The organism is Clostridia bacterium (assembly GCA_016887505.1).
Classification (GTDB): Bacteria; Bacillota; TC1; order TC1; family UBA5767; genus UBA5767.
In genome coordinates, this window is the sequence record CP069393.1 from 1,680,155 (window position 1) to 1,701,976 (window position 21,822).

The 21,822-nt window shown below is 44.6% G+C and carries 18 protein-coding genes and 1 other RNA gene; 10 read left to right on the plus strand and 9 right to left on the minus strand.

What is annotated here, in order from left to right; all coding sequences use genetic code 11:
- Positions 1–109: 109 nt before the first annotated feature.
- Positions 110–901, minus strand: coding sequence for a 23S ribosomal RNA methyltransferase Erm (gene erm, locus JR334_07995; GenBank protein QRN84911.1), 792 nt, complete (start codon positions 899–901; stop codon positions 110–112).
- A gap of 253 nt (positions 902–1,154) precedes the next feature.
- A protein-coding gene (locus tag JR334_08000) for an IS3 family transposase (GenBank protein ID QRN84912.1) occupies positions 1,155–2,356 on the minus strand; the annotation gives its coding sequence in 2 pieces (ribosomal slippage) (positions 1,155–2,098 and positions 2,098–2,356; 1,203 coding nt in all).
- Between the two features lie 261 nt (positions 2,357–2,617).
- Between JR334_08000 and JR334_08005 the strand changes: the two genes are divergently transcribed.
- The 7 genes from JR334_08005 (at position 2,618) to JR334_08035 (ending at position 10,483) form a co-directional block, all read left to right on the plus strand.
- Positions 2,618–3,193, plus strand: coding sequence for a hypothetical protein (locus tag JR334_08005; protein ID QRN84913.1), 576 nt, complete (start codon positions 2,618–2,620; stop codon positions 3,191–3,193).
- 44 nt (positions 3,194–3,237) lie between these two features.
- A complete protein-coding gene (locus JR334_08010) occupies positions 3,238–5,661 on the plus strand; it encodes a glycosyl hydrolase (GenBank protein QRN86896.1) in 2,424 nt (807 codons plus the stop codon).
- An 81-nt stretch (positions 5,662–5,742) separates the two neighbouring features.
- The gene (locus tag JR334_08015; protein ID QRN84914.1) at positions 5,743–6,153 is read left to right on the plus strand and encodes a phage holin family protein; all 411 of its coding nucleotides are present in this window, start codon (positions 5,743–5,745) and stop codon (positions 6,151–6,153) included.
- Complete coding sequence (locus tag JR334_08020; GenBank protein ID QRN84915.1) at positions 6,150–6,881, plus strand: N-acetylmuramoyl-L-alanine amidase; 732 nt, start codon at positions 6,150–6,152, stop codon at positions 6,879–6,881. Before JR334_08015 ends, JR334_08020 begins: the two co-directional genes overlap by 4 nt.
- A gap of 402 nt (positions 6,882–7,283) precedes the next feature.
- On the plus strand, positions 7,284–7,607 hold the full coding sequence (locus JR334_08025; GenBank protein ID QRN84916.1) for a hypothetical protein: 324 nt from the start codon (positions 7,284–7,286) through the stop codon (positions 7,605–7,607).
- The gene (locus tag JR334_08030) at positions 7,582–8,895 is read left to right on the plus strand and encodes a recombinase family protein (protein ID QRN84917.1); all 1,314 of its coding nucleotides are present in this window, start codon (positions 7,582–7,584) and stop codon (positions 8,893–8,895) included. The genes JR334_08025 and JR334_08030 overlap by 26 nt, the downstream gene beginning before the upstream one ends.
- Entirely contained in the window at positions 8,888–10,483 is a 1,596-nt protein-coding gene (locus JR334_08035) for a recombinase family protein (GenBank protein QRN84918.1), read from the plus strand. The genes JR334_08030 and JR334_08035 overlap by 8 nt, the downstream gene beginning before the upstream one ends.
- A 302-nt stretch (positions 10,484–10,785) precedes the next feature.
- Here JR334_08035 and ssrA read toward each other — a convergent pair.
- Positions 10,786–11,130: a transfer-messenger RNA gene (gene ssrA, locus JR334_08040) on the minus strand.
- A 56-nt stretch (positions 11,131–11,186) separates the two neighbouring features.
- On the minus strand, positions 11,187–12,122 hold the full coding sequence (locus JR334_08045; GenBank protein QRN84919.1) for an EamA family transporter: 936 nt from the start codon (positions 12,120–12,122) through the stop codon (positions 11,187–11,189).
- A gap of 235 nt (positions 12,123–12,357) precedes the next feature.
- Here JR334_08045 and JR334_08050 point away from each other — a divergent pair, with 235 nt between their 5' ends.
- Complete coding sequence (locus JR334_08050; GenBank protein ID QRN84920.1) at positions 12,358–12,798, plus strand: C_GCAxxG_C_C family protein; 441 nt, start codon at positions 12,358–12,360, stop codon at positions 12,796–12,798.
- Complete coding sequence (locus JR334_08055) at positions 12,795–13,685, plus strand: EamA family transporter (protein ID QRN84921.1); 891 nt, start codon at positions 12,795–12,797, stop codon at positions 13,683–13,685. Before JR334_08050 ends, JR334_08055 begins: the two co-directional genes overlap by 4 nt.
- Before the next feature lie 43 nt (positions 13,686–13,728).
- Here JR334_08055 and JR334_08060 read toward each other — a convergent pair whose 3' ends face one another.
- Both JR334_08060 and JR334_08065 read right to left on the minus strand, forming a co-directional pair.
- Positions 13,729–14,703 carry a zinc dependent phospholipase C family protein gene (locus tag JR334_08060; protein ID QRN84922.1) on the minus strand — a complete coding sequence of 325 codons (975 nt, stop codon included), beginning with the start codon at positions 14,701–14,703 and terminating at the stop codon, positions 13,729–13,731.
- 36 nt (positions 14,704–14,739) lie between these two features.
- Entirely contained in the window at positions 14,740–15,303 is a 564-nt protein-coding gene (locus JR334_08065; GenBank protein ID QRN84923.1) for a cysteine hydrolase, read from the minus strand.
- Positions 15,304–15,457: 154 nt separating this feature from the next.
- On the opposite strand from JR334_08065, the gene JR334_08070 reads away from it, so the two are divergent.
- Positions 15,458–16,693, plus strand: coding sequence for an MFS transporter (locus JR334_08070; GenBank protein ID QRN84924.1), 1,236 nt, complete (start codon positions 15,458–15,460; stop codon positions 16,691–16,693).
- 115 nt (positions 16,694–16,808) lie between these two features.
- Here the strand turns inward: JR334_08070 and JR334_08075 are convergent, their stop codons facing one another.
- The 3 genes from JR334_08075 to rnr all read right to left on the minus strand — a co-directional run bounded on the left by JR334_08075 (position 16,809) and on the right by rnr (position 21,756).
- A complete protein-coding gene (locus JR334_08075) occupies positions 16,809–19,013 on the minus strand; it encodes a 5'-nucleotidase C-terminal domain-containing protein (protein QRN84925.1) in 2,205 nt (734 codons plus the stop codon).
- 155 nt (positions 19,014–19,168) lie between these two features.
- Positions 19,169–19,621, minus strand: coding sequence for an SsrA-binding protein SmpB (gene smpB, locus JR334_08080; GenBank protein ID QRN84926.1), 453 nt, complete (start codon positions 19,619–19,621; stop codon positions 19,169–19,171).
- Between the two features lie 11 nt (positions 19,622–19,632).
- The gene (gene rnr, locus JR334_08085) at positions 19,633–21,756 is read right to left on the minus strand and encodes a ribonuclease R (GenBank protein ID QRN84927.1); all 2,124 of its coding nucleotides are present in this window, start codon (positions 21,754–21,756) and stop codon (positions 19,633–19,635) included.
- Between the last annotated feature and the right edge of the window lie 66 nt (positions 21,757–21,822).

Sequence of the window (21,822 nt, forward strand, 5' to 3'; positions counted from 1 at the left end):
AACTGTACTGGAGAGGTGTTCTTCACTGATCTAATGTTGCAAGCAGGTATCGTCGCCACAGGCTGGGTCGGCCACGTCTGTGAAATTAGGTGGACACTGGATGGGTGATTCAGTCTTTGCGAAGTACATGCTTGTAGTAGCATCGGAAAAGGCAGAGCCATTGCACATAAAGCATTTCCCCAGAGGCGTAACCATGTATGCCAGCTTCTCGAAATGCTCTGGACAACTGCTTTTTTGTAAACATGCGTCGTAATTCGGCACCATTGCTTCGTAGGCCGGCTGAGACAAAGCGCTCGTAAGCAAGCCATTGGACTGGCGATACATCTGGTTGTGCCTTTTTATTCAGATGGAGCAATACCACGTCTACGCCGGGCTTCGGATGAAAATCCTCCCGGCGAAAATGGTAGACGATTTCAAGATCGAATACTGGCTTTATCATGAGTGACCGCAGGCTTTCACGCGAGGTTCCCATGAAACGCTTGGCCGCACCCTTTTCCATCGTTAACCATGCTTCTGTTGGTGGGTTTTTGCTTTCCGTCAGCTTGCGCAATATGCTGGTGGTATGGAAAAAAGGAATGTTTGCAAAAACCTTATAGTCCACAGAAGCAGGAAGCCGCCATTGCAGGAAGTCCTGATGATAAAGGTCGAGGTTTTCGGCATCACTGAATTTTTCAAGAAGCCTTCCATAAAGCTTTTTGTCAACTTCAATAGCGCTTACTTTCTGGCAGTTTTCAAGGAGTAAACCAGTAATATGGCCTTTACCGGGGCCTATTTCAATCACATGATCACCTGCGGTGATACTGGTTTTATGAAGCAATTTTTTTATTGTTTTGTAGCTGGTCAGGTAATTTTGGGATACACAAATGGGCGGATTTTGCCCTTGGTTTCTATTTTTGGACATAAAAAATACACCTCTTTCGATTCTATTCGGGTCGAAAAAAAGTGCACAAAACTAAAGGAAGTGAACCGTTCCCTTTAAAATAGACACTATTTTCTCGCATATTCGCTAGTTTTCGTAGATTTATAAAAATGATCTAATTTAATGATTATAAGGGTTTTCTTCTAACAAGTAAAAGCTTAACCTTCCTAGATTCATCTAGAAACACAGAAACTTGTTCTAATTGTTTCAATGTATCCTCAAATAATATAGTATCTTAACTGGCCAATACCGTTGGTTTGATCTCAGATTTATGATAACCATGGTAATACTCTTCGGGAGTAATATAATCATTGGATTCATGAATCCGTTGCCTATTATAGAAAATCATGACGTATTCAAAGACCTTGCTTTTGGCTTCTTCTATCGTTTTAAAGCGATAGTCATTTAACCATTCCATTTTCATTTTCCCCCAAAATGATTCAATGGGGGCGTTATCCCAGCAGTTTCCCTTGCGGGACATGCTGCAGGTATAACCATATTTCTTAAGTCTCTCCTGATAAGCATAGGAACAGTATTGCGACCCTCGATCACTGTGTAGGATTGTATTACAAGGCTTACCACCTCTTCTGTAAGCGTCATCAAGAGCCGATATGACTAGTTGCTTCGTCATCCTAGTAGACATGGAAAGGCCGATATTATAATGCCCATAGAGGTCATTAATCGCCGCTACGTAGAGCCACCCTTCTTCTGTGGCAATATAGGTAATATCTGACACTAACTTCTCATTGGGTCTCTCAGCCTGGAACTCTCTATTTAGAAGGTTTTCAGCTACTGGAAGACTATGCTTGGAGTTGGTAGTAGCTTTGTATTTCTTGCAAACCTTACTCTGGATTCCTAGCTTCTGCATGAGTCTCTGTATCCTTTTGTGATTAATTGCAGATCCTTTGAAGTTTCGGTCTTTAAGGGGCATTCTCAAAATTGCTTTGCGTATCTTTTTCCAGCCAAATACGCCTCTGGACTTCTCATAGACTAATAAGATATCTTTTTCTAATGCTTCATTCTCTTCTTCTGTAGCACTTTTCTTGGGTTTTATCCATGCATAATAACCACTCTTAGATACTCTAAGAACCTTACACATCCTCGCTATACTAAATTCTTTGGCATGATCCCGGATAAAGAAAAATCGTTTTACTTTTGATTTTTCGCGAAGTAGGTTGCCGCTTTTTTTAGAATCTCATTCTCCTCTTGTAACTCCCTATTTTCTTTTCGCAGTCTCTTTAGCTCTAGTTCAGCTTCACTAGGCTTTAAAGAAGCCTTTATCCCTTTAGTAGGATTTTCTCTATACTGCTTCATCCAACCCGAGAGGGTTGATGTAGGAACTCCTAAATCCTCTGCTACTTGATTTTGACTTCCAGCATTTGCTAATACTCTTTTAATTGCTTCTACTTTAAATTCTTCCGAAAATCTCTTTCCCATTTCGTATACACCTCAACCTTTTCTTTATTAGTTTTATTGTATGCGAATTTTTACTGTCCATCAAATGGGGTCCTAGGCAAAGAGTATTTTACGCTTCCGTTTGTTTAGTGCACCTTATTGACGAGTCCGAAAGATTCCACTCATAGGTGTATTCAAGCCTCCAAATATAGATTGGTTTTCATTATAAAATAAATAGGCTATGTTGTCAAATTCAGCATTTGTACACACTCGCATTTGAGCTATGCACCGTTTTCGGAGGAGGTGGCAAAGATAATCAACAACTTCATCCGCTTTGCGGAAGTACTAAAACTCAAAGAGGAAAAGCGAATTGTAAGCGTAACCCTCCGTCCCCTCATCGCCGATTGCACGGGCGAGATTTACTTCACCGACCTTCAGCTTCAGGAGGGCGACAAACTGACAGGCTATACACCGCACACTTCGACCATGCTTCAAGGTAGCGGGAATGCTCCTCGCTACCAAAATGCCGTGGTGCGTGGCGGCGCGACCCTCGTTCTCTTCAACACCGGGGAAACCTCGGCGGGTCTTGACTTATATATCTATCCTAAACAGCCAATGGCGGCGGGAAGCATTGAAATTTCACAAGGTATGGGTTCGCATAAGTGCAAATTTACATCGGCGGTAAATGCGGGTGATGAATTTGCCTTAAAAGCTGTGGTAAGGGAATGTCTGCGAAATGGCAATCCCACGCTAAAGGATGGATTTTACCAATATACCGCCGCTTACGACAGCAAGCACCACGTGAAGCTGGAAAACGGAAAATCAGCGAGGGTCTACCTCGAATATGTAGAAATGATGGAAGGAGATCCGCGCTTATGAGTAAGGATTATCTTAAGGGCAAGAAGTGCATGATATGGTCGTTCATGGGAAACACCCGAATGCACCAGGCCTTGAACAATTACGGTGACCGCTATGAAGCCGTCGGCATCTTCACCTTCGAGGTGGCCATAACAGGAACGATAACCGAAACAGGAACGCCTATATCCGGCATGATGCCGTACATCAATAAATGGCCTAAAGTGCGGTGGTTTCTCACTGTAATGAACCACGGCGCAGCTTCTATCTTCACTGCTCTACGAAATAACGAAAGTGGCGCAAAGACGAAGTTTCTCTCCGAATTAGTGCGTATCATGCAGAAATATCCGTGGTGTGCCGGTGTGGATATCGACTTGGAACGCGGCGGTGGATATGAGAACAAGGATGCGGCAAATATTCTCTTCAGCGACATTTACCAAACCGTTAAAGCGTACAATCCCGCCAAGCTGGTCAATATCTGTTTGCCCGGTATGACGGGCGTCCAAGGCTCAGTCGGCGGCGAGAATTGGTGCGTTTATGCCGATCTCGATGCTTACTGTGACACGGCAGCAATTATGTCATACGGTATGGCCTGGGCAGGCAGCGCACCGGGTCCTGTCTCTCCACGGGACTGGCTTGTCGGTGTTTATGATTATGCCGCCAGAGTAATGAATCCGCAAAAGATCTATATGGGTTTACCGGGTTACGGTTGGGAGTGGCAGATATATACAAACCCTGCCGACCTCGGCCAGACGTATCGTGGCGTGTCGCTTACCTATTACGCCGCCAAAATATGGGCGGAGGGCGGCTATAACTTCACGGGTAATGCTCCTCCGCAGCCGATGATACCGTGGCTTGCCTACTGGGACGATTACGACCAAGTGCCGTATATGCTCCCTCAAGTCTACGATTATGCTGAAGGTGGCGATGCAACCAGTCGAGAAGCCCCTATAACCGGGGAAACATACAACCGCCGTCGATACTTAACTTGCTACGGCAAAACACAAAAGGCAGAGTTTGGCACAATATATATTGACCGTGACGGCGAGCCGGATAGTTACACAGAGGGCGTGGTGATCGGCAACGGCATGATTACACTCTCATCCGAAATGGGTACAGCGACCTACGATTTTACCGTTCCGCAATCGGGAATTTATGATATCGCCGTCCGTATCTGCTATCCGTATTGGGATAAGAACGGTATCAACATCTCCCTTGACGGTTCCCCGGTCGGCTTTTACGAAAACCGCCTATGGTGGCCGTATTGGAGAAGCACCTTCTGGGCGATTCTTGCCAAAGGACGCAGCTTGTCGGCAGGAGAACACGCCATCACCGTTGATGGCGGTGTGGTGGGTGCGCAGTTATTTGGCTTTCGTCTTTGCTCATCGTTTTCTGAACAGCCCTCGGCAGGTTCGGCTACCTTTGAACTCTCTCCTCGTAGCTTCAAGGACGTGAACGGGAATATGGCTGTGCCGGACAAAGGCTTCAAGCTGACCACCGAGATTTTGCGGCGAAAACCCGACTCGGCTCTGGTGTGGTATGAGGACTTCCGAGACCCCATCACGCTGCAAAGCACTTACTGGACTACACTTTCAGGCAGTTGGGCAGTCTGGCGAAGCGATGAATATGCGTCCGGCAGGGTTTATTCACAGCTCGAAGGTAGTGGCCAGCTTGCCTGGAGATATGACGGTTTCTCCGACATTCACCTTCGAGCACGGCTTGCTTTCCCTCATAACGGAAGCGGGCGCGCCGGGGTATTTATCGGCGACATCTTCTGTTGTATCAACATCGACACTGAGCGAGTGGAACTCTATCAAGACTCTATTTTGCTCGGCAGTTATGGCGCAGCTTACTCTAAAACACCTGCCACCGACATCCGCACAAACCCCAATATGTATCTCATTGAAATGAGGAAACGCGGCAACCATGTGAGGGTCTATTCCGGTAACAGTAACACCCTCCGCTTCACTTCCACGGTATCACCAGCAAGTGGTTATTGCGGAATTCGCTCGGATAATGAAATCAAGTGTGAACTGCTTCGTTTGGGCGATGCATGGACTTACGAGCCGTATGAAGCCTTTGATGTGACGATGCCAAACGGTACTACCGAAAACTACGGCAGAATCGCCCGGAGTAGCGTGACATGGGACAGTGAATTCGAGGTATTCACACTTACTTCAGATGTGGAGGAATCCGCTACCCGAAGCGAGGATATCTCTATGGACTATGACTTCGTGCATTCAGCAATGCTATACATTCCATGCAACGCTGACTACACGGCAAAATTTACGCCACGCGACATCAACGTCTGGTGTTCGAGGGTATTCCTCGGTGATGGGGATGGTTTTGGAATTGTCTACTACCAAGACGTGGACTCGATTGTCTACTGGGCAAATGAAGCGGCATACCGATGGCGGTTGCGTGGTTTTGCCCTATGGTCACTCGGTCAGGAAGACTTGCGGCTTTGGGAGGCACTCCCGAAACAGAGTTAAGGAGTAATCATTCATATTGGCATTCGCGCCTGCATATTCAGCAGGCGTTTTTTATGCGAAAAAACAGGAGGTAAAACGAAAATGAAAGAGATTTGGAACTGGATTCAGGTTGCATTTGCAGCCATTGGAGGTACGCTTGGCTGGTTTTTGGGCGGATTGGACGGCTTCCTTTATGCGCTCATCGCCTTCGTGGTCGTCGACTACATCACGGGCGTGCTTCGGGCAATTGTGGAGAAGAAACTGTCCAGCAGAATCGGAGCGCAGGGTATCGCCAAGAAGGTAGCGCTATTCCTTGTGGTCGGCATTGGTCATCTCATCGACACCTATCTGCTCGGCGGCACGGGAGCACCACTTCGGACGGCGATTATCTTCTTCTACATTGCTAACGAGGGAATTTCTCTCGTTGAGAATGCCACGGCTATTGGGTTACCCGTGCCTGCAAAGTTAAAAGATGTGCTGGCACAGCTTCATGGAAAGGATGAACAGAAATGAATCTACGAAAATTGATATTCACAAACAACGCCTGCTACAAGGCTGGCAGGACTATTACTGTCAAAGGCATTATGGTTCACTCCACCGGCGCGAACAATCCGAATCTGCGTCGTTATGTGGGTCCGGACGATGGATTGCTTGGCAAGAATCAATATAACAACCACTGGAATCAGGACAAACCGGACGGTCGGCAGGTCTGCGTACATGGCTTTATAGGTAAACTGGCTGATGGGAGTATCGCTACCTATCAGACACTGCCGTGGAATCATCGCGGTTGGCATGGGGCTTCCGGCTCAAAAGGCTCCGTCAATGATACGCACATCGGCTTTGAAATCTGCGAGGATGGCCTGACAGACAAAGTCTATTTCAACGCAGTCTACAAGGAAGCCACCGAACTGTGTGCCTATCTCTGCAAGGAGTATAATCTCGACCCGATGGCGGATGGCGTTATTATCGGTCATTACGAGGGGCATAAACGCGGCATCGCCAGTAACCATGCCGATCCAGGTCACTGGTTTCCGAAGCACGGCAAGTCAATGGATACATTTAGAGCAGAGGTCAAAAGGCTACTCACGGCAACAGAACCTTCAAAACCTCCCACCCCAACTGAACCGAAAAAGCTATACCGTGTACAAGTCGGTGCTTACGCCATCAAAGCCAATGCTGATGCCATGCTAAAAAGGGTCAAGGCGGCGGGATTTACGGATGCTTTCATCAAAACCGAATAACCAGTATATGCCGGTACGCAAGTGCCCCTCTTCTGTCTGTAGACGGTAGAGGGGCTCTTTTCATTTCCCCTCCGAATGGAGGAAATCATATGATTACTGCTCAAAAAGAACGAATTGAATACTTGCGCGGCAAAGGTGACAGCTATGCCGCTATCGCCGCCGATCTCGGTATATCCGAAAATACCGTCAAGTCCTACTGCCGCCGAAATAACATCAGCGTTTCGATAAACCAAGAACTACCTGTAGATACTGATGCCTGTGCCAACTGCGGAATTCCACTTCAGCACATGCGGGGTTCTAAGCAGAAACGGTTCTGTTCGGACAAGTGCCGTATGGCTTGGTGGAAGGCACACCCTGAGGCCGTGAACCGCAGAGCCTTATATCATTTCGTATGCCCGATCTGTGGCACGGAGTTTGAAAGCTATGGTAACGCACGTCGGCGATACTGTTCCCGCGCCTGTTTTGGGCAGTCACGGAGGGCTTGCCATGAGTAAAGACGAAGCAATCCTCCGCTACAAGTCAGCTATGGCGGTGTTTAAAAACTGGCGCACCAATGGCATCATTTCTGATGATGACCTGCAGTCAATAGATGCAATACTTGCCCAAAAGTATGGTTTATCCTCGTGCAGTATATTCCTCGAAAATGACTTGCTATGTAAGGAAAAAAGAGTGATATATGGTAATGCGAAAGGAGGCCATTATGGGCAGAAAGATAACAAAAGTTGAACAAACGGCGCCATTGCCGACCAGACAACGGGTCGCAGCCTACGCTCGTGTTTCCTGCGGTAAAGATGAAATGCTCCATTCCCTTGCCGCTCAGGTCAGCTACTACAGCAATCTGATACAGGGCAAACCTGGATGGGAGTATGTCGGCGTGTATACCGACGAAGCGGAAACCGGCACGAAGGATTCAAGACATGAATACCAGCGACTGCTTGCCGACTGCCGTGCGAGACGCATCGATCTCATCCTCACGAAGTCTATCAGTCGCTTTGCGAGAAATACAGTCACATTGCTTGAAACTGTACGGGAACTTAAGAATCTCGGCGTCGGCGTATATTTTGAGGAACAAAACCTGCACTCACTTTCAGGAGACGGAGAGTTAATGCTCACCATCCTTGCAAGCTACGCACAAGAGGAAAGCCGCTCTGTCAGCGAAAACCAAAAGTGGCGTATCAGAAAAGATTTCAAGGAGGGCAAGCCCTCCAACAACATCCGCATTTACGGGTTTGACTATAAGGACTTCAAGTTAACCATTATTCCTGAAGAAGCCGAGGTCGTGCGAATGATATTCGCTGACTATTTATCGGGACTTGGTAAAAATGCGATTATGAAGAAGCTGATTCGGCTCGGAGTACCCACCAAGTGCGGTGGTCGCTGGTCAGAAAGCACCATAGGCTCTATTCTGGGGAACGAGAAATTCATCGGTGATACGTGCTTGCAAAAAGGCTTTATCACTGACCACCTTACAAAGCAATGGAAGTCAAACAGCGGTGAGCTGCCGAAATACTATGTCGAGGGTTCACATGAAGCTATTATCGACCGCGAGACCTTCGAGGCGGTTCAGATTGAGATGGCCCGGCGGGCAGCAAAAGCTAATCATCCCCGGAAGCTGACATTCAGCGAATTTTCGGGACTAATCACCTGTAAAAAGTGTGGAGCAAAATTCCGCAAAAAGGTAAGCGGCGTGGGCACAAAATATGCCAAGGTGGTTTGGGCTTGCGCTACCTACACTTACCGAGGAAAGCACGAATGTGCCGCCAAGCGAATACCCGAGGACATACTCAAAGAGAAATGCACCGAAGTGTTAGGGCTTGCTGTGTACGACCCCGATGTATTATCGGGGAAGATCACAGCGATAGCAGTCCCCGACGACGGCGTCCTGGTATTTACTTTTAAAGACGGCACAAAGCAAACATCTACATGGGAAAATCGCTCCCGACGAGAGAGCTGGACTGACGAGATGCGGCAAACCGCAAGAGAACGGGCGCTGGGAGGTACGGACAATGGCTAATATACGAGTTATCCCTGCCACCGCTCCAGCTTTGTCGGCGCAGTCAAAGTCGAACGCTGTCAAGCGTCGCGTGGCGGCTTACGCAAGGGTTTCCACCGACAGCGACGAGCAGCTTACAAGCTATGAAGCGCAGGTTGATTACTACACAAAATTCATCCAGAGCCGAGAAGACTGGGAATTTGTGACCGTCTACACGGACGAAGGGATTTCTGCGGTCACCACCAAGAAACGCGATGGCTTCAATCAGATGGTAGCTGATGCTCTGGAGGGCGGCATAGACCTCATCGTCACAAAATCAGTCAGTCGCTTTGCCAGAAACACAGTAGATAGTCTCACAACCGTTCGCAAACTCAAGGAAAAAGGCGTGGAAGTCTGGTTTGAAAAAGAGAACATCTATACGCTGGATTCCAAAGGCGAGTTACTTATTACAATTATGAGCAGTTTGGCGCAGGAAGAAAGCCGCTCCATTTCAGAGAATGTGACTTGGGGTCAGCGCAAGCGAATGGCGGACGGCAAGGTCAGCCTTCCGTACAAACAATTCCTTGGCTACGAGAAAGGTGAGGACGGCCTACCGCAAATAGTTCCTGCCGAAGCAAAAATTGTTCGCCTCATCTTTCGTCTCTACATGGAGGGCAAGACATTCTCGGCAATTGCCAAACACCTCGAATGTCATAACATTCCGTCACCTGCAGGTAAGAAAACGTGGCAAACGGCGGTGGTTCAATCAATCCTGACCAACGAGAAATATAAAGGCCATGCCCTACTGCAAAAGACTTTCTGTGCAGACTTCCTCACGAAGAAAATGGTCAAGAACGAAGGACAGGTTCAGCAGTATTACGTCGAGAACAGCCATCCCGCCATTATCGAACCTGATGAGTTCGACGCCGTTCAGCTTGAAATCGAGCGACGTAAGAACCTCGGCAGACCCACGAGCAGCACGAGTATATTTGCGTCCCGACTTATCTGCGCGAATTGTGGCGGTCGCTTCGGCAAAAAGGTCTGGGGCAGTTATAAGGGCGACAAGACCTACCGCAAAGAAGTTTGGCAGTGTAATGATAAATACAAACGGCTCGGAAACCCCGGAAAGGGATGCCAGACGCCACATATCACCGAGGAAGTGATCAAGGAAAGGTTTTTAGCCGCATTCAATCAACTAATGCATAACCGCGATGAGCTGATTGAAGACTGCCGACTTGCTCAAAATGTCTTTTGTGACACCACGGCAATTGATACAGAACTTGCCGAATTGTTCCGTGAGATTGAGGTTGTTACCGAACTATCCAGAAAGGCAATTTATGAAAATGCCCGATCGGCGGTAGACCAGAAGGAATGGACGGAGCGTAACAACGCCTATCTCGAACGCCACCATAAAGCTTCAAAGCAAGTCGATGAGTTGGAAGCGATCAAGCGAGAGCGCCTTGGCAAGGGCAAAATCATCGAAGGCTTCATCAAAGACATTGAGAGCCGACCGCTTGCCATAGCTGAGTTTGACGAAAAACTGTGGCTTGCTGTAATCGACCAAGTGACGGTCAACCAAGATGGCGCAATGACATTTAGATTCAAAAACGGCTCGGAAGTCACAGCTTAACATTCAACTATTTACGGCTCGCCAATCGGCGGGCTGTTTTTTTTTCCTTAACAGTATCTTTTAACGATTACAAGGTAAATCGTTAAAAGATGCACACCCCCAGAGGTCAAATCGTTAAAAGTAAGCACTTGGCAGCCACAAGTTTGTGTCAAGTATCCTCCGAAAACGGCAACTCTAAAACACCAACTATTGCTACAAGGCGAAAAGCACAAAGCCCGAAAGCGGCTTAAATCAAGCACTTTTTGACAAACAAAAAACCACCTGCTGACAAAATTCCTTTTATCAATAGATGGTATTTGATTTGGTGGAGATGGGGGGAGTCGAACCCCCGTCCGAAAGAACGTCAACAATGACGTCTACCAGGATAGTCGATGATTGGGTCTTATCTGCTGAGCGTCCACCGACAAACCAACAACAGACCAGCCTCTAAGTACAATATGGGTATGAGACAGCCCCCATAAGGTTTCCTACTAAGTTGATGCCAGATTCCGAGTTCGTAGGACCACCCGGGCTGACAAGCCGCCTAATTAGGCAGCTAAAGCGTAATCGCTTTTAGCGTTTAAATATTTTCCACCGATTTCGGGTCAAATGGAACACCCCCTGGCAGTCAAGGTCTAAATTCCCCCGTCGAAGCCCAATGCATCCCCTGATGCTCTTAGAATTATAGCACACAATCCGTGCAAAACAAAATTATGTATGGGTGTTAATTCTGTTCGCTTTTCGCAATTACTACCATTGCCAACATCATAAGTACCAGACCGATTGTCTGAATAGAATACAGTTTTTCATGCAAAAACACAGCTGCCATCAGCACTACAACAGCAGGTTGTGCACTAGTCAAAATAGAACCAACCCCGGCCTCTAGGTACCTGAAGCCCGCAATAAATAATGTATAGGCACAGACAAAGACCATCAAGGCCTGTCCACCAATCCAAAGGACACTGCTCATTGGTGGAAGTCCCTCAGCAACTATGGCCCAAGGCGATTTAAGGATCATAAGGCCCAAGGCACCGAATAGCAAAATATAGAAGTTTATTGTCCAAGGGCCGTAACGCTTAATGAATACCCGATTCATCATCCCATGAATTGCGTAAGCAACCCCTGCCAAAAGCCCTGTCATAACGCCCAAAAGATTCATGTCCACAACGCTTAGATTATAGCCCACAACCACTAGGACTGTACCCAACATCGTCATCAGTACAGTCACTAACTTTACCCGAGTAATCTTTTCCTTCAAGAAAAGTGCCGCCATAATCAAAGTAAATGCTGGTGCCGTATACAGTAGCAGCATAGCCGTACTAACATTGGTTAACTTTATTGTCGTCATAAACAAGGAAGTCGTTCCACTAACTGCGATAAATCCAAAGGCCACAAAACCTAAGATATCTCGTTTTTCCAAATGGAAACTCTTCTTCCCAACAAGCATCACTATGCCAACCATCAGCAAACCTAGCGTTACCTTTATGACCGACAGAGTCAACGGATTTATACCAGTAGTCATCACCACACTTGCCATAATACTCTCTGCACTAAAGAAAATTACAGAAAGACTAAGTGCAATAAATCCCTTCACCTTATATTTAAATTCCTTTGATGTCGTTGTTTCCTGTGTTCCATGCTCTTCCACATTCTTCTTCATATAATATGCCTTCTCTTCCTAATAGTTATTCAATATCTGATTCAAACCTTTAGTTACTAACTTTCATAGTTTACCACGATATCCCTTCCCATCCAATAGATAAAATGTATACGTTTAACTAGAAGTGTATTTCATAACCATATTTTCTCTCAGTCATCTTCGGATAGTTCTTTCGCATATAATATATATCATGGTAAAATATGATGATATAACTAGTAACATAAAGGAGAACAACATGGAACAGAAAAAAGATATAATTGAAAACTGCCTTTACTACTTTCATAACGGATACAGCTGCTCTGAAGCCATCCTACAAGCGGGTATGGATGAGTTTGGACTTACATCAGACTGCACACCAGCCGTCGCCTCGGTTTTTGGTGGGGGAATTAAGAGCCTGGGACATATTTGTGGTGCTATAAGTGGAACACTAATGCTAATCGGTATCATGCATGGTAAACATAGTTTAGAAGATTCCTGTGAAGAAGCCGACCGCTTAGCCCTAGAATTTTTAGACTATTGCGAAAAAGAATTTGGAACGCTTATGTGCCGGGATATAACAGGAATCAATTTCCGCGAAGAAGAATATCCAAGCGAGAAATGCACCAACATCATCGAATCCAATTGCGTTCCCTTACTTAAGAAAATTTGTCTATGGCAAAAGGAAAACCTTGGATGAGAGATATAAGCAAGGGCTATGCTTTAGTACTTTTGGCCGTATTCTTTTTCGGCACACAAAGTACCATCGGCAAAGGCCTAATGAACAGTGGCATCCATCCAGTTACACTAGCAGCTATGCGGATCCTATTGGGCGCTCTGATGTTTTTTATCTACATATTGGTAACCAATCCAAAAAGTCTAAAACTCGAAAAAGAAGATTATCTGTATTTCCTTATTTTTGGTTTATTAACTATCGCGGTAACCCACTTTTGTCTTAATTATGCGATCTTCTACGCAGGTGTTGCCACAGCAAGTATATTGCTTTACACCGCGCCAGCTTTCGTAACGGTGCTTTCCATCTTTTTTTTCGCGGAAAAGCCTACTTGGCAAAGAATTATCGCTCTTTTTTTAACTCTACTAGGTTGCTACTTTATTACCCGTTCATCCCAAGAACTGAACTTTAACAAACTTGGCGTCATGTTCGGTATTCTTGCAGGTTTCAGTTATGGCTTATGGAGTATACTGACTAAAAAAGGACTATCCAAATACTCCACACCCGTCATCAATTTCTATAGCCTCTTCATCGGGGGATTAATATTGCTTATTGCTTCATTTATTGTAGCCGGCCCTCAGTCCTATCTGATCAGCCCAGCCAAATGGACCGGGGTAATCCTGATGGCTTTTTTCAATACCTTCATTCCCAACAACTTCTATGTTAACGGAATGAAGTATATGGCTGCTAGCAAAGCGAGTATCCTTGCCAACTTTGAATTGGTTATTGCTGTACTTTTGAGTTACCTTATTTTCAAAGAACCCTTCACCTTCTTTAAGGTACTAGGGTTTATCTCCATCGGCTCAGGGTTACTACTCATTGTAAGAGAAGACTACAAAAAAAAGGATGCTTAGCATCCTCTTTTTTTTTGAAATATCTTTTCCGATTTAGTGATACCTATAGCCTTCCCTGCAATAATCCTGGACCAGAAACCTTTTTCCTATTCTCCGCACTATCCCATCTTATTTTGGTATCATAAGAGTAACCCTCAAACACGGCATCCAAATCACCCTCCCCCTTCAGAAACAGTTCAATATGTTGCCAATACGCTGCCATTCTTACCAAAGCCTGGTCATAAAGGTCGACAAATGAGTCCTGCGACAGCTTATTTTCATCCATAGGATGACTCCACTTTTGGTGAGACTCATTCATACAATCTAGTGACTCCACATATTTCAAGGTAGGATAAACTGGTTTGCCAATATATACACTTCTTCCTTTGATCCGCGCAAGCATCCTACTTAAACTCTCCTTACATCCTTGCGGATCATAGAGAAAACGCTGTGCCAGCTTCATATCCTTCATAGCCCGTTCGAAATCACCCTCCTGGTAGGTAGAATAGTCATACATTTCAGAAATTCGCCCATAAAATTGATCCAAACAGGTTGGCAGAGTGTCTGGCATCCATTCCCACAATTTCACCTTTTTAATATTCTTACCTGTCTTTTTGTTATAAAGCAAAGCATCAATATTGGCCTCAAGAATCATGTGATTGGAAGTCATTTCATCCGTTTTAGCAGTTCCATTAAAGGCAAAACCTGCCTGAGCATATACGTAAGGATGGCACTGGGTATCCAAGGTATAATGACCAGTAAATCCCCAAGCATAGGAAAAACGTTCTGTGGTATCCGCTTTTCCCTCTTTCACAAACTGCCAAAGATTGACTAAAAATTCATCTGTTTTTTCGGTATGAAGGATTCCCGCCAATTCCGGATACCCCTTCGTACTCCGACACGGTTGCTTACCAAAATAAAAAAAGGGGTCTGCTCCTTGTGCTCCTAAGGTCAATAGTGCATTATGTTCTGTTCCTTCTATTTTTCTATATTTCGGCAACAATTTCAAAGAATCCATTGCAAATAAACTATGAGTCATAAAATCAGGCATTATCGTCTCACCATCAATCCTTTTCTAAAATTCATCCAAAGCCAACAACACATCTTCTTGGAGCGTCTCTAAATAATTAAGAGCCCACATGCAACTATCGCGGGTAAGACCTGCCACCGCATCTTCAATCAGATGAAACTTATAGTTCAACTGATGAGCGTCCACCGCTGTAGCCCGCACACATCCATCCCCAGCAATGCCACATAAGTAAAGCGTCTCTACCGATAAGCCTTTCAAAAGCAAATCCAAATCCGTTGCAAAGAAACCAGAAAACCGTCTCTTAACCACCTTAAAATCAGTCGGTTCCACCTTTATTTGCGGGATTATTTCAGCCCCCCAGGTTCCTTCAATGCAATGCGGTAAAGAACAATCCAGTTCGCGACCAAAGTCCACCAACCCAGCCCGATGCTCTTGATAAATATGAATCACTGGCATATTTTTTTCACGAGCTTTTGCAATACAGGAAAGAACATTCGTCACCAGTGTAGTTGGCATTCCTTCCGCATCACGACTTGCAAACGGTCCCTTGGGATCTATAAAATCATTTTGCATATCTATCACGAGCAAAGCCGATCTTTTCTCTTCCATCTTTCCCCCACCATTTACCTTTTCTTTCTATTCTAAACCATATGCTAGCCCTCCTACAAGCAGCAAGCATTACTTGTCATCAACGTAAAGGAATATTCAGCTTACATTACATTTTACCTGCTATAATAGAAGTAAGAAGTGAAAGGGGATATCTATGACCAAACAGGAACGCAGTTGGATACTCTACGACTGGGCTAATTCCGCCTACTCAATTGCCATCACGACAGCCATCTTGCCCTTATATTTCAAGGACGTGATAGCAGCTTCATTGCCAGGCGCCCTCTCAACAGCCTATTGGGGATATGCCAACGCATTTGCCACGCTAGTCATCTCACTCTCCGCACCTTTTCTAGGAACCATGGCAGATTACCGTGGATACAAAAAACGTCTCTTCACGCTCTTTATGCTTCTAGGCACTCTCTTTACCGCATCCCTATACTTTATCCAACCCGGCCAGTGGCAACTTTGCGTACTCTTATACATCCTCAGTGCCATTGGATTTGCTGGTGCCAATATTTTCTATGATTCCTTTCTAACAGATATAACCGAGACCAAAAATATGGACTGGATTTCCTCACTCGGTTTCGGGTTCGGCTACATCGGTAGCTGCATTCCCTTCATTATCAGCCTTGTACTCATAATGAATCCAGATGCAATCGGTACGAGCGCACTACAGGCAACTCGTTTATCCTTTTTGATTACTGCTTCTTGGTGGTTCATTTTTTCTCTACCCATGATGAAAAATGTACAGCAAAATTACTTCATTGAACCTGAACCCAGGCCACTAAGAAACTCCTTCAAAAGACTTAGTAAAACAATCAAAAATATTCGGGGTCATAAAAATATCTTTATGTTCTTGATTGCCTATTTCTTCTATATTGATGGTGTCGATACCATCATCAAGATGGCAACCGTATATGGCAGTGACGTTGGGCTAAAAAGTTCCGATATGTTGCTTATTTTGCTAGTATCCCAATTTATCGCCTTCCCCTTTGCCATCTTATTTGGTAAACTAGCCAAAAAATTTAGTGCAAGATCCATGATTTCCTTTGCCATTTTGCTTTACACTTTTATCTGTTTCTATGCCTATTTCATGAACAGTGTCATTCATTTTTGGGTTCTTACTATATTGGTCATGACCAGCCAAGGTGGAATACAAGCACTCAGCCGTTCCTTTTTCGGGAAAATGCTCCCCAAGGAACATTCCAATGAATTCTTCGGCTTCTACAACATCTTTGGCAAGTTTGCTGCCATCATGGGACCACTTTTGGTAGGCGTCTTCTCGCAAGTGACTGGTAACTCCCGCTTTGGCATATTAAGTCTCGTATTATTGTTTGCCACCGGGTTTATACTGTTTCGCCGGGTACCCATCCCTCTTGATGAGAACTAGTTCATGGCAATCCTTGTTGCATGCATTTTCGAAGAAAACTATTTTTCAGACAAAGAAATAACAGGCCTAGGACAAAGTCCAAGGCCTGTTACTATTTGGGGGTTATATGAAAAAACTAGAGAATGTCTAAAAGAGTCATCGCCTTAGCGAAAATTACATTCATTTCTGCATTATTCATTGGTCTATTCGGTGCAAACTGGCTGTCTCCCGTTCCAGAAATCAATCCCAAGGAGGTCAGATAAGCTAAATCTTCTGCCGTATCTGCATCACTTACATCAGAGAATACGATGGGAGCGTTATCTCCCATGGCAAGGCCACGTGCTTCAAGAGCGTCTGCTAAAAGAGCTATCGCATCATCTCTTTCGATTTCTCCACTCACCTCAGCCATTATTTCTACATCTAAGAAACGGTTCAAATTATCTAAATATCTAGCTGCATCTGCACTACCATTTAGGTCAAAAGTACCTTCATCATCTGCGGTGCTAAATCCATTGTTCAACAAATCATAAACATAATCATCAGCCCAGTGATTCAAGAAATTAGGTGCCAAAGTCCAGTTATGGTCAGCCTCGGTCATAATCACTTCTTTTTCCATGATATAGTCGCTTAAGAAATCTCTCGTCTCAGCGCCTTCATCATAAAGAACTGTAGCCTGTCCTGAACCAGTTCCAGGGAAGTTTCCTCCACCACCAGCGCGGTAGTTATTCATCGCTAACGTAAATACATCATCGGCTGCAACTGGACTACCGTTGTAGGTAAGAGATACAATTCTATCTCCCAAGGGTCTAGTAACATCAATCACATAATCCACGCCATCGATTTGGTCAAAGTAATAACCTTCGAAATCAGGATTAATCAGTGGCATATCTCCACTACCAGGTACAATCTGGTTAAAGTTTTGACAAGCATGCTCCAAATACGCTTTCAAATCAGATCCACTAATTTCAATGGCTACTAAAATATCATCATAAAGGTAAATATTGCCAACACCGGCAAGAGAGATCTCACCTTCTGGAATATCTGTATAATCGTCTGGGCCAGCAGCTCCATAACGGAACGGTGCTGCCATCGATAGAATTGGATTCTCTATGGCTTCTGTATTCAGCTCAGAGTTTTCAACAGCCCAAGTCTGTACATCCGTAATCAACTGAATCATGTTGGTGTCTGTAATTCTAGAACCACGTGAAGTGATTTCAACATCCGTAGCCCCAGCAATATTTTCTTCCATATAAGCTACTGTTGCATCATGATAAAAAGACATTGCTTCCATGAAGTCTGCATCCGGCTCAACGTAGGCATCCTTATTATCTGTATTAACCGTTTCAGCTGTAGCTTCTACAACGTCCCAACCATCACTCATCTTTTCCAATTCAAGACGAGTTACGGACAGGCCTCTTCCATGTTGTTTGCCTTGAACAACCAATACGTCATCACCACTTACTTCATTGGTAATATAGGCTACGTTCGTAGTATGAGTATGTCCATACATAATTACATCGATTCCAGGAACCGTTTTGGCAATTTGGTCTACTGCGTTTTCAACAGGAAAGTCCTCATTGACGCCTGCCAAACGATTATCCATCACCATCTCACCATTTACCATCTTATAGCCTAAACCAGAATGGCTAAGTAGAACAATTACATCCGCACCATCTGCCTCAAGCATAGGTACATATTTTTCGACTGCTTCCACTTGATCTAACGGTTCATATTCATAATCAATCTTGCTACCATACCATGGATACCAGCCAGGAGTGGTCACACCCAAAACACCAACCTTAATGGTTTCTCCATTTGAAAGTTCTTTGTCTAGAATCGCATACGGTTCAAACACTAAGTCTTCCGTACCAGCATAAACCGTATTACAGCTAAGTGTTGGAAAGTCTGCATCATCTACAAAATCATGCAGTGCTTCCAAACCGTTTTGAAATTCATGATTGCCCAAAACCATAGCATCATAATCTAGATATTCCAGAGCGTAGGCAAAAGGATTTTCCACATCTGGTAGGTCTGCCGTAGGATTCTTAACACCCCAGTAATAAGCAAGTGAGCTTCCCTGAATTGTGTCACCAGAATCAAAAAGCATCACATTGTCGTTCTCATCTCGGTATTGGTTAATCAATGTAGCAACCCGAGCCAATGAGCCTTTTTTATTCGTACTACCCGAGAAATAATCATAAGGCACCATATAACCATGCAAGTCTGTAGTCTGTAACAAAACCAGCTCTGCAGTCTCGTTATCAGCGGCGAAAGCCCCTGTGGTTGGACCAAACGCAGAAATTAGCATCAAAGCAACAAGTATCAGCGATAGTTTCTTCATATTTCCTCCTTGGATTGCATTTACAACTACATAGTAAGTAGGTAGCTATAGTTGTATATACGTGTGTATGTCTTAGTTCCTATTCGTCGCCTATCTCGAAAATCCTGCATAAAAAAAGCAAAATCCGAAATATTTCAGATTTTGCTTTATCTTATTTATTTTTGCCGATCACGAAACGCTCTTTCGATATCCCGACTAGCCTGTTTTTTGGCTAAATCATGACGTTTATCGTAAAGCTTCTTCCCTTTTACCAAGGCCAATTCCACTTTGACTTTGCCATGATCATTAAAGTACATCGAAAGAGGAACTAAGGACAAACCCTTTTCCTTAACCTTGCCCAACAGTTTCCGAATCTCATATTTATGCATAAGAAGACGTCTTTTACGCTCTGGTTCATGGTTCATATAGCTGCCCTGTTCATAGGTACTTATATGTACACCCTCCAGATATATTTCACCTTCATAAATATTGGCATAACTATCTTTCAGGTTAACACGTCCCGCCCGGAGACTTTTCACTTCCGTACCCTGCAAGCTTATGCCTGCTTCAAAGGTCTCTAGGATATGGTAATCGTGTCTTGCTTTTTTGTTTTTTGTTATGGTTTTCATGTCTACACCGCCTATTTCACGATTTCGAAATCCAATTGTCTGAGTGCTTCATCTGCTCGCACCAATTGTACCTTGACTGTATCACCCAATCTGTAGGTTTTACCGTTTTTCTCACCTACCATACTCATGCCAGCTTCATCATAGGTGTAATACTGATCACCTAAGGTACCCACTTTGACTAGACCCTCTGCCAAGTTATCCAGACGTACAAAAAATCCAGATGCTATCACGCCACTAATCTTAGCATCAAATACTTCTCCAACTTGTCCGGCCATATATTCAACAACCTTGAGTTTCACTGCTTCCCGTTCTGCTTCTTCTGCAACCAGTTCTTGTTCCGAAGAAACACTAGCAGCCTTCTCCGCTTCCCGATACCATTTTTCAGCATTTTTCTGATTCATGGTGCCTCTTCTAGCTCGTTTCAAAGAACGGTGTACAAACAGGTCCGGGTATCTCCGAATAGGGGATGTAAAGTGGCAGTAATAGGTAGCTGCCAGGCCAAAGTGACCCACACTTTCAGGAAGATAGCGAGCATGCATCATAGATCTTAGCAGCATAATGGATAGCTCTTCTTCATAAGGTTCACCCTTTATTTTTTCCATCAGTTCTGCATAGACCCGGGGTTGAATATCTTCTCCCGTTTGTTCTACCTTGAGATCATATTTCTTGAGCATATTATTCAATCGTTCAATCTTTTCTAAACTGGGAGACTCGTGCACCCTATATATTGTAGGCATCTCCAACCAGTGTAAATGCTCAGCCACCGTTTCATTGGCCACCAGCATACACTCCTCAATAATGGATTCTGAAATTGTACGGCTCCTAATTTTTAGTTCCTTGACCGTGCCGTCATCATTCATAACCACTTTGACTTCTGGAAATTCGAAATCGATAGCCCCTCGCTTCATACGGCGTGACTTTAGAATATCGCGCAGTTCAGCCAAAGTCTTAAACATCGGCAGAAAATCTTGGTAGCGTTTTTTCAATTCAACATCATCGCCTTCAAGGAGTTCTGTCACATCTGCATAATTCATGCGTTCATCAACCTGAATAACGCTAGGGCCAATTTCTGATGAAAGAACCTTGCCTTGATGATTGATAACCATCTCACAGCTCATGCTAAGGCGGTCTACCTTGGCGTTTAAGCTACAGATACCATTACTGAGTTCAACCGGCAACATTGGTATCACCCGATCCGGAAAATACACCGAGGTTGCCCTTTTGTGCGCTTCTTTTTCTAATACTGTGTTCTTTTTAACATAGTGAGATACATCCGCAATATGTACTCCCAAAAGGAAATTTCCTTCTTTATCTTTGCTAATGGTTACAGCATCATCTAAATCACGCGCATCTGCTCCGTCAATGGTGACCGTGGCTAAATGACGTAAGTCTTTACGACCCGATAGGTCTTCATTTTCTATAGTCTGAGGCATCTTTGCTGCTTCTTCCAATACATCCTTCGGAAAATCTAATGGCAGCTCATAGCTTTTGATAACACTAAGGATATCAACACCCACTTCATCTGGGTAGCCTAGTATTTCCACGATACGACCTTCAGCAGCTTTTTCCCCTACTGGCCATTTCGTGATTTCTCCAACTACCTTCTGTCCTGTTTTTGCACCTAGACTTTTCTTATCCTTAATATAGATATCTTTTCCAATCGACAAATTATCCGGAATAAGAAATCCGAAATTTTTGTTCTTCTGATAGGTACCTACAATGGTTTCATTTTTACGTACTGCTACCCGCTCAATCGTTCCTTCGCGTTTTTCACCATGCGCTTTTTTGAAGGGACGTACCAATACATGGTCTTTGTCCATCGCCCCGTGCAGGTTATCAGGGGAAATAAACAAGTCGCCCTTTTCGCGTTCCTCCATGTCCAGTGGAATCACAAAGCCAAAACCACGCGCATTACCCTGTAATACGCCCAGAATGAACCCCACATGTTTCGGTAGTGCATAGCGCTTCTTCTTGGTGACAACGATCTCTCCTTTTTGCTCACACTTTCTAAGCAATTCCATAAACGAATAGACGTCATCCTCTGCAATCTCCATCACCGCCAAAAGGTCTTCGATGGGCAAGGGATTGTAATCCTCCCCATTCATTTTTTTTAGTAAATCTTCTTTTTCAATCATGTTTCCTCCTCGTTGGTCGGCATAAAATTTGTGGAAACAAAAAGAGCCATTGTCACGGACAACGGC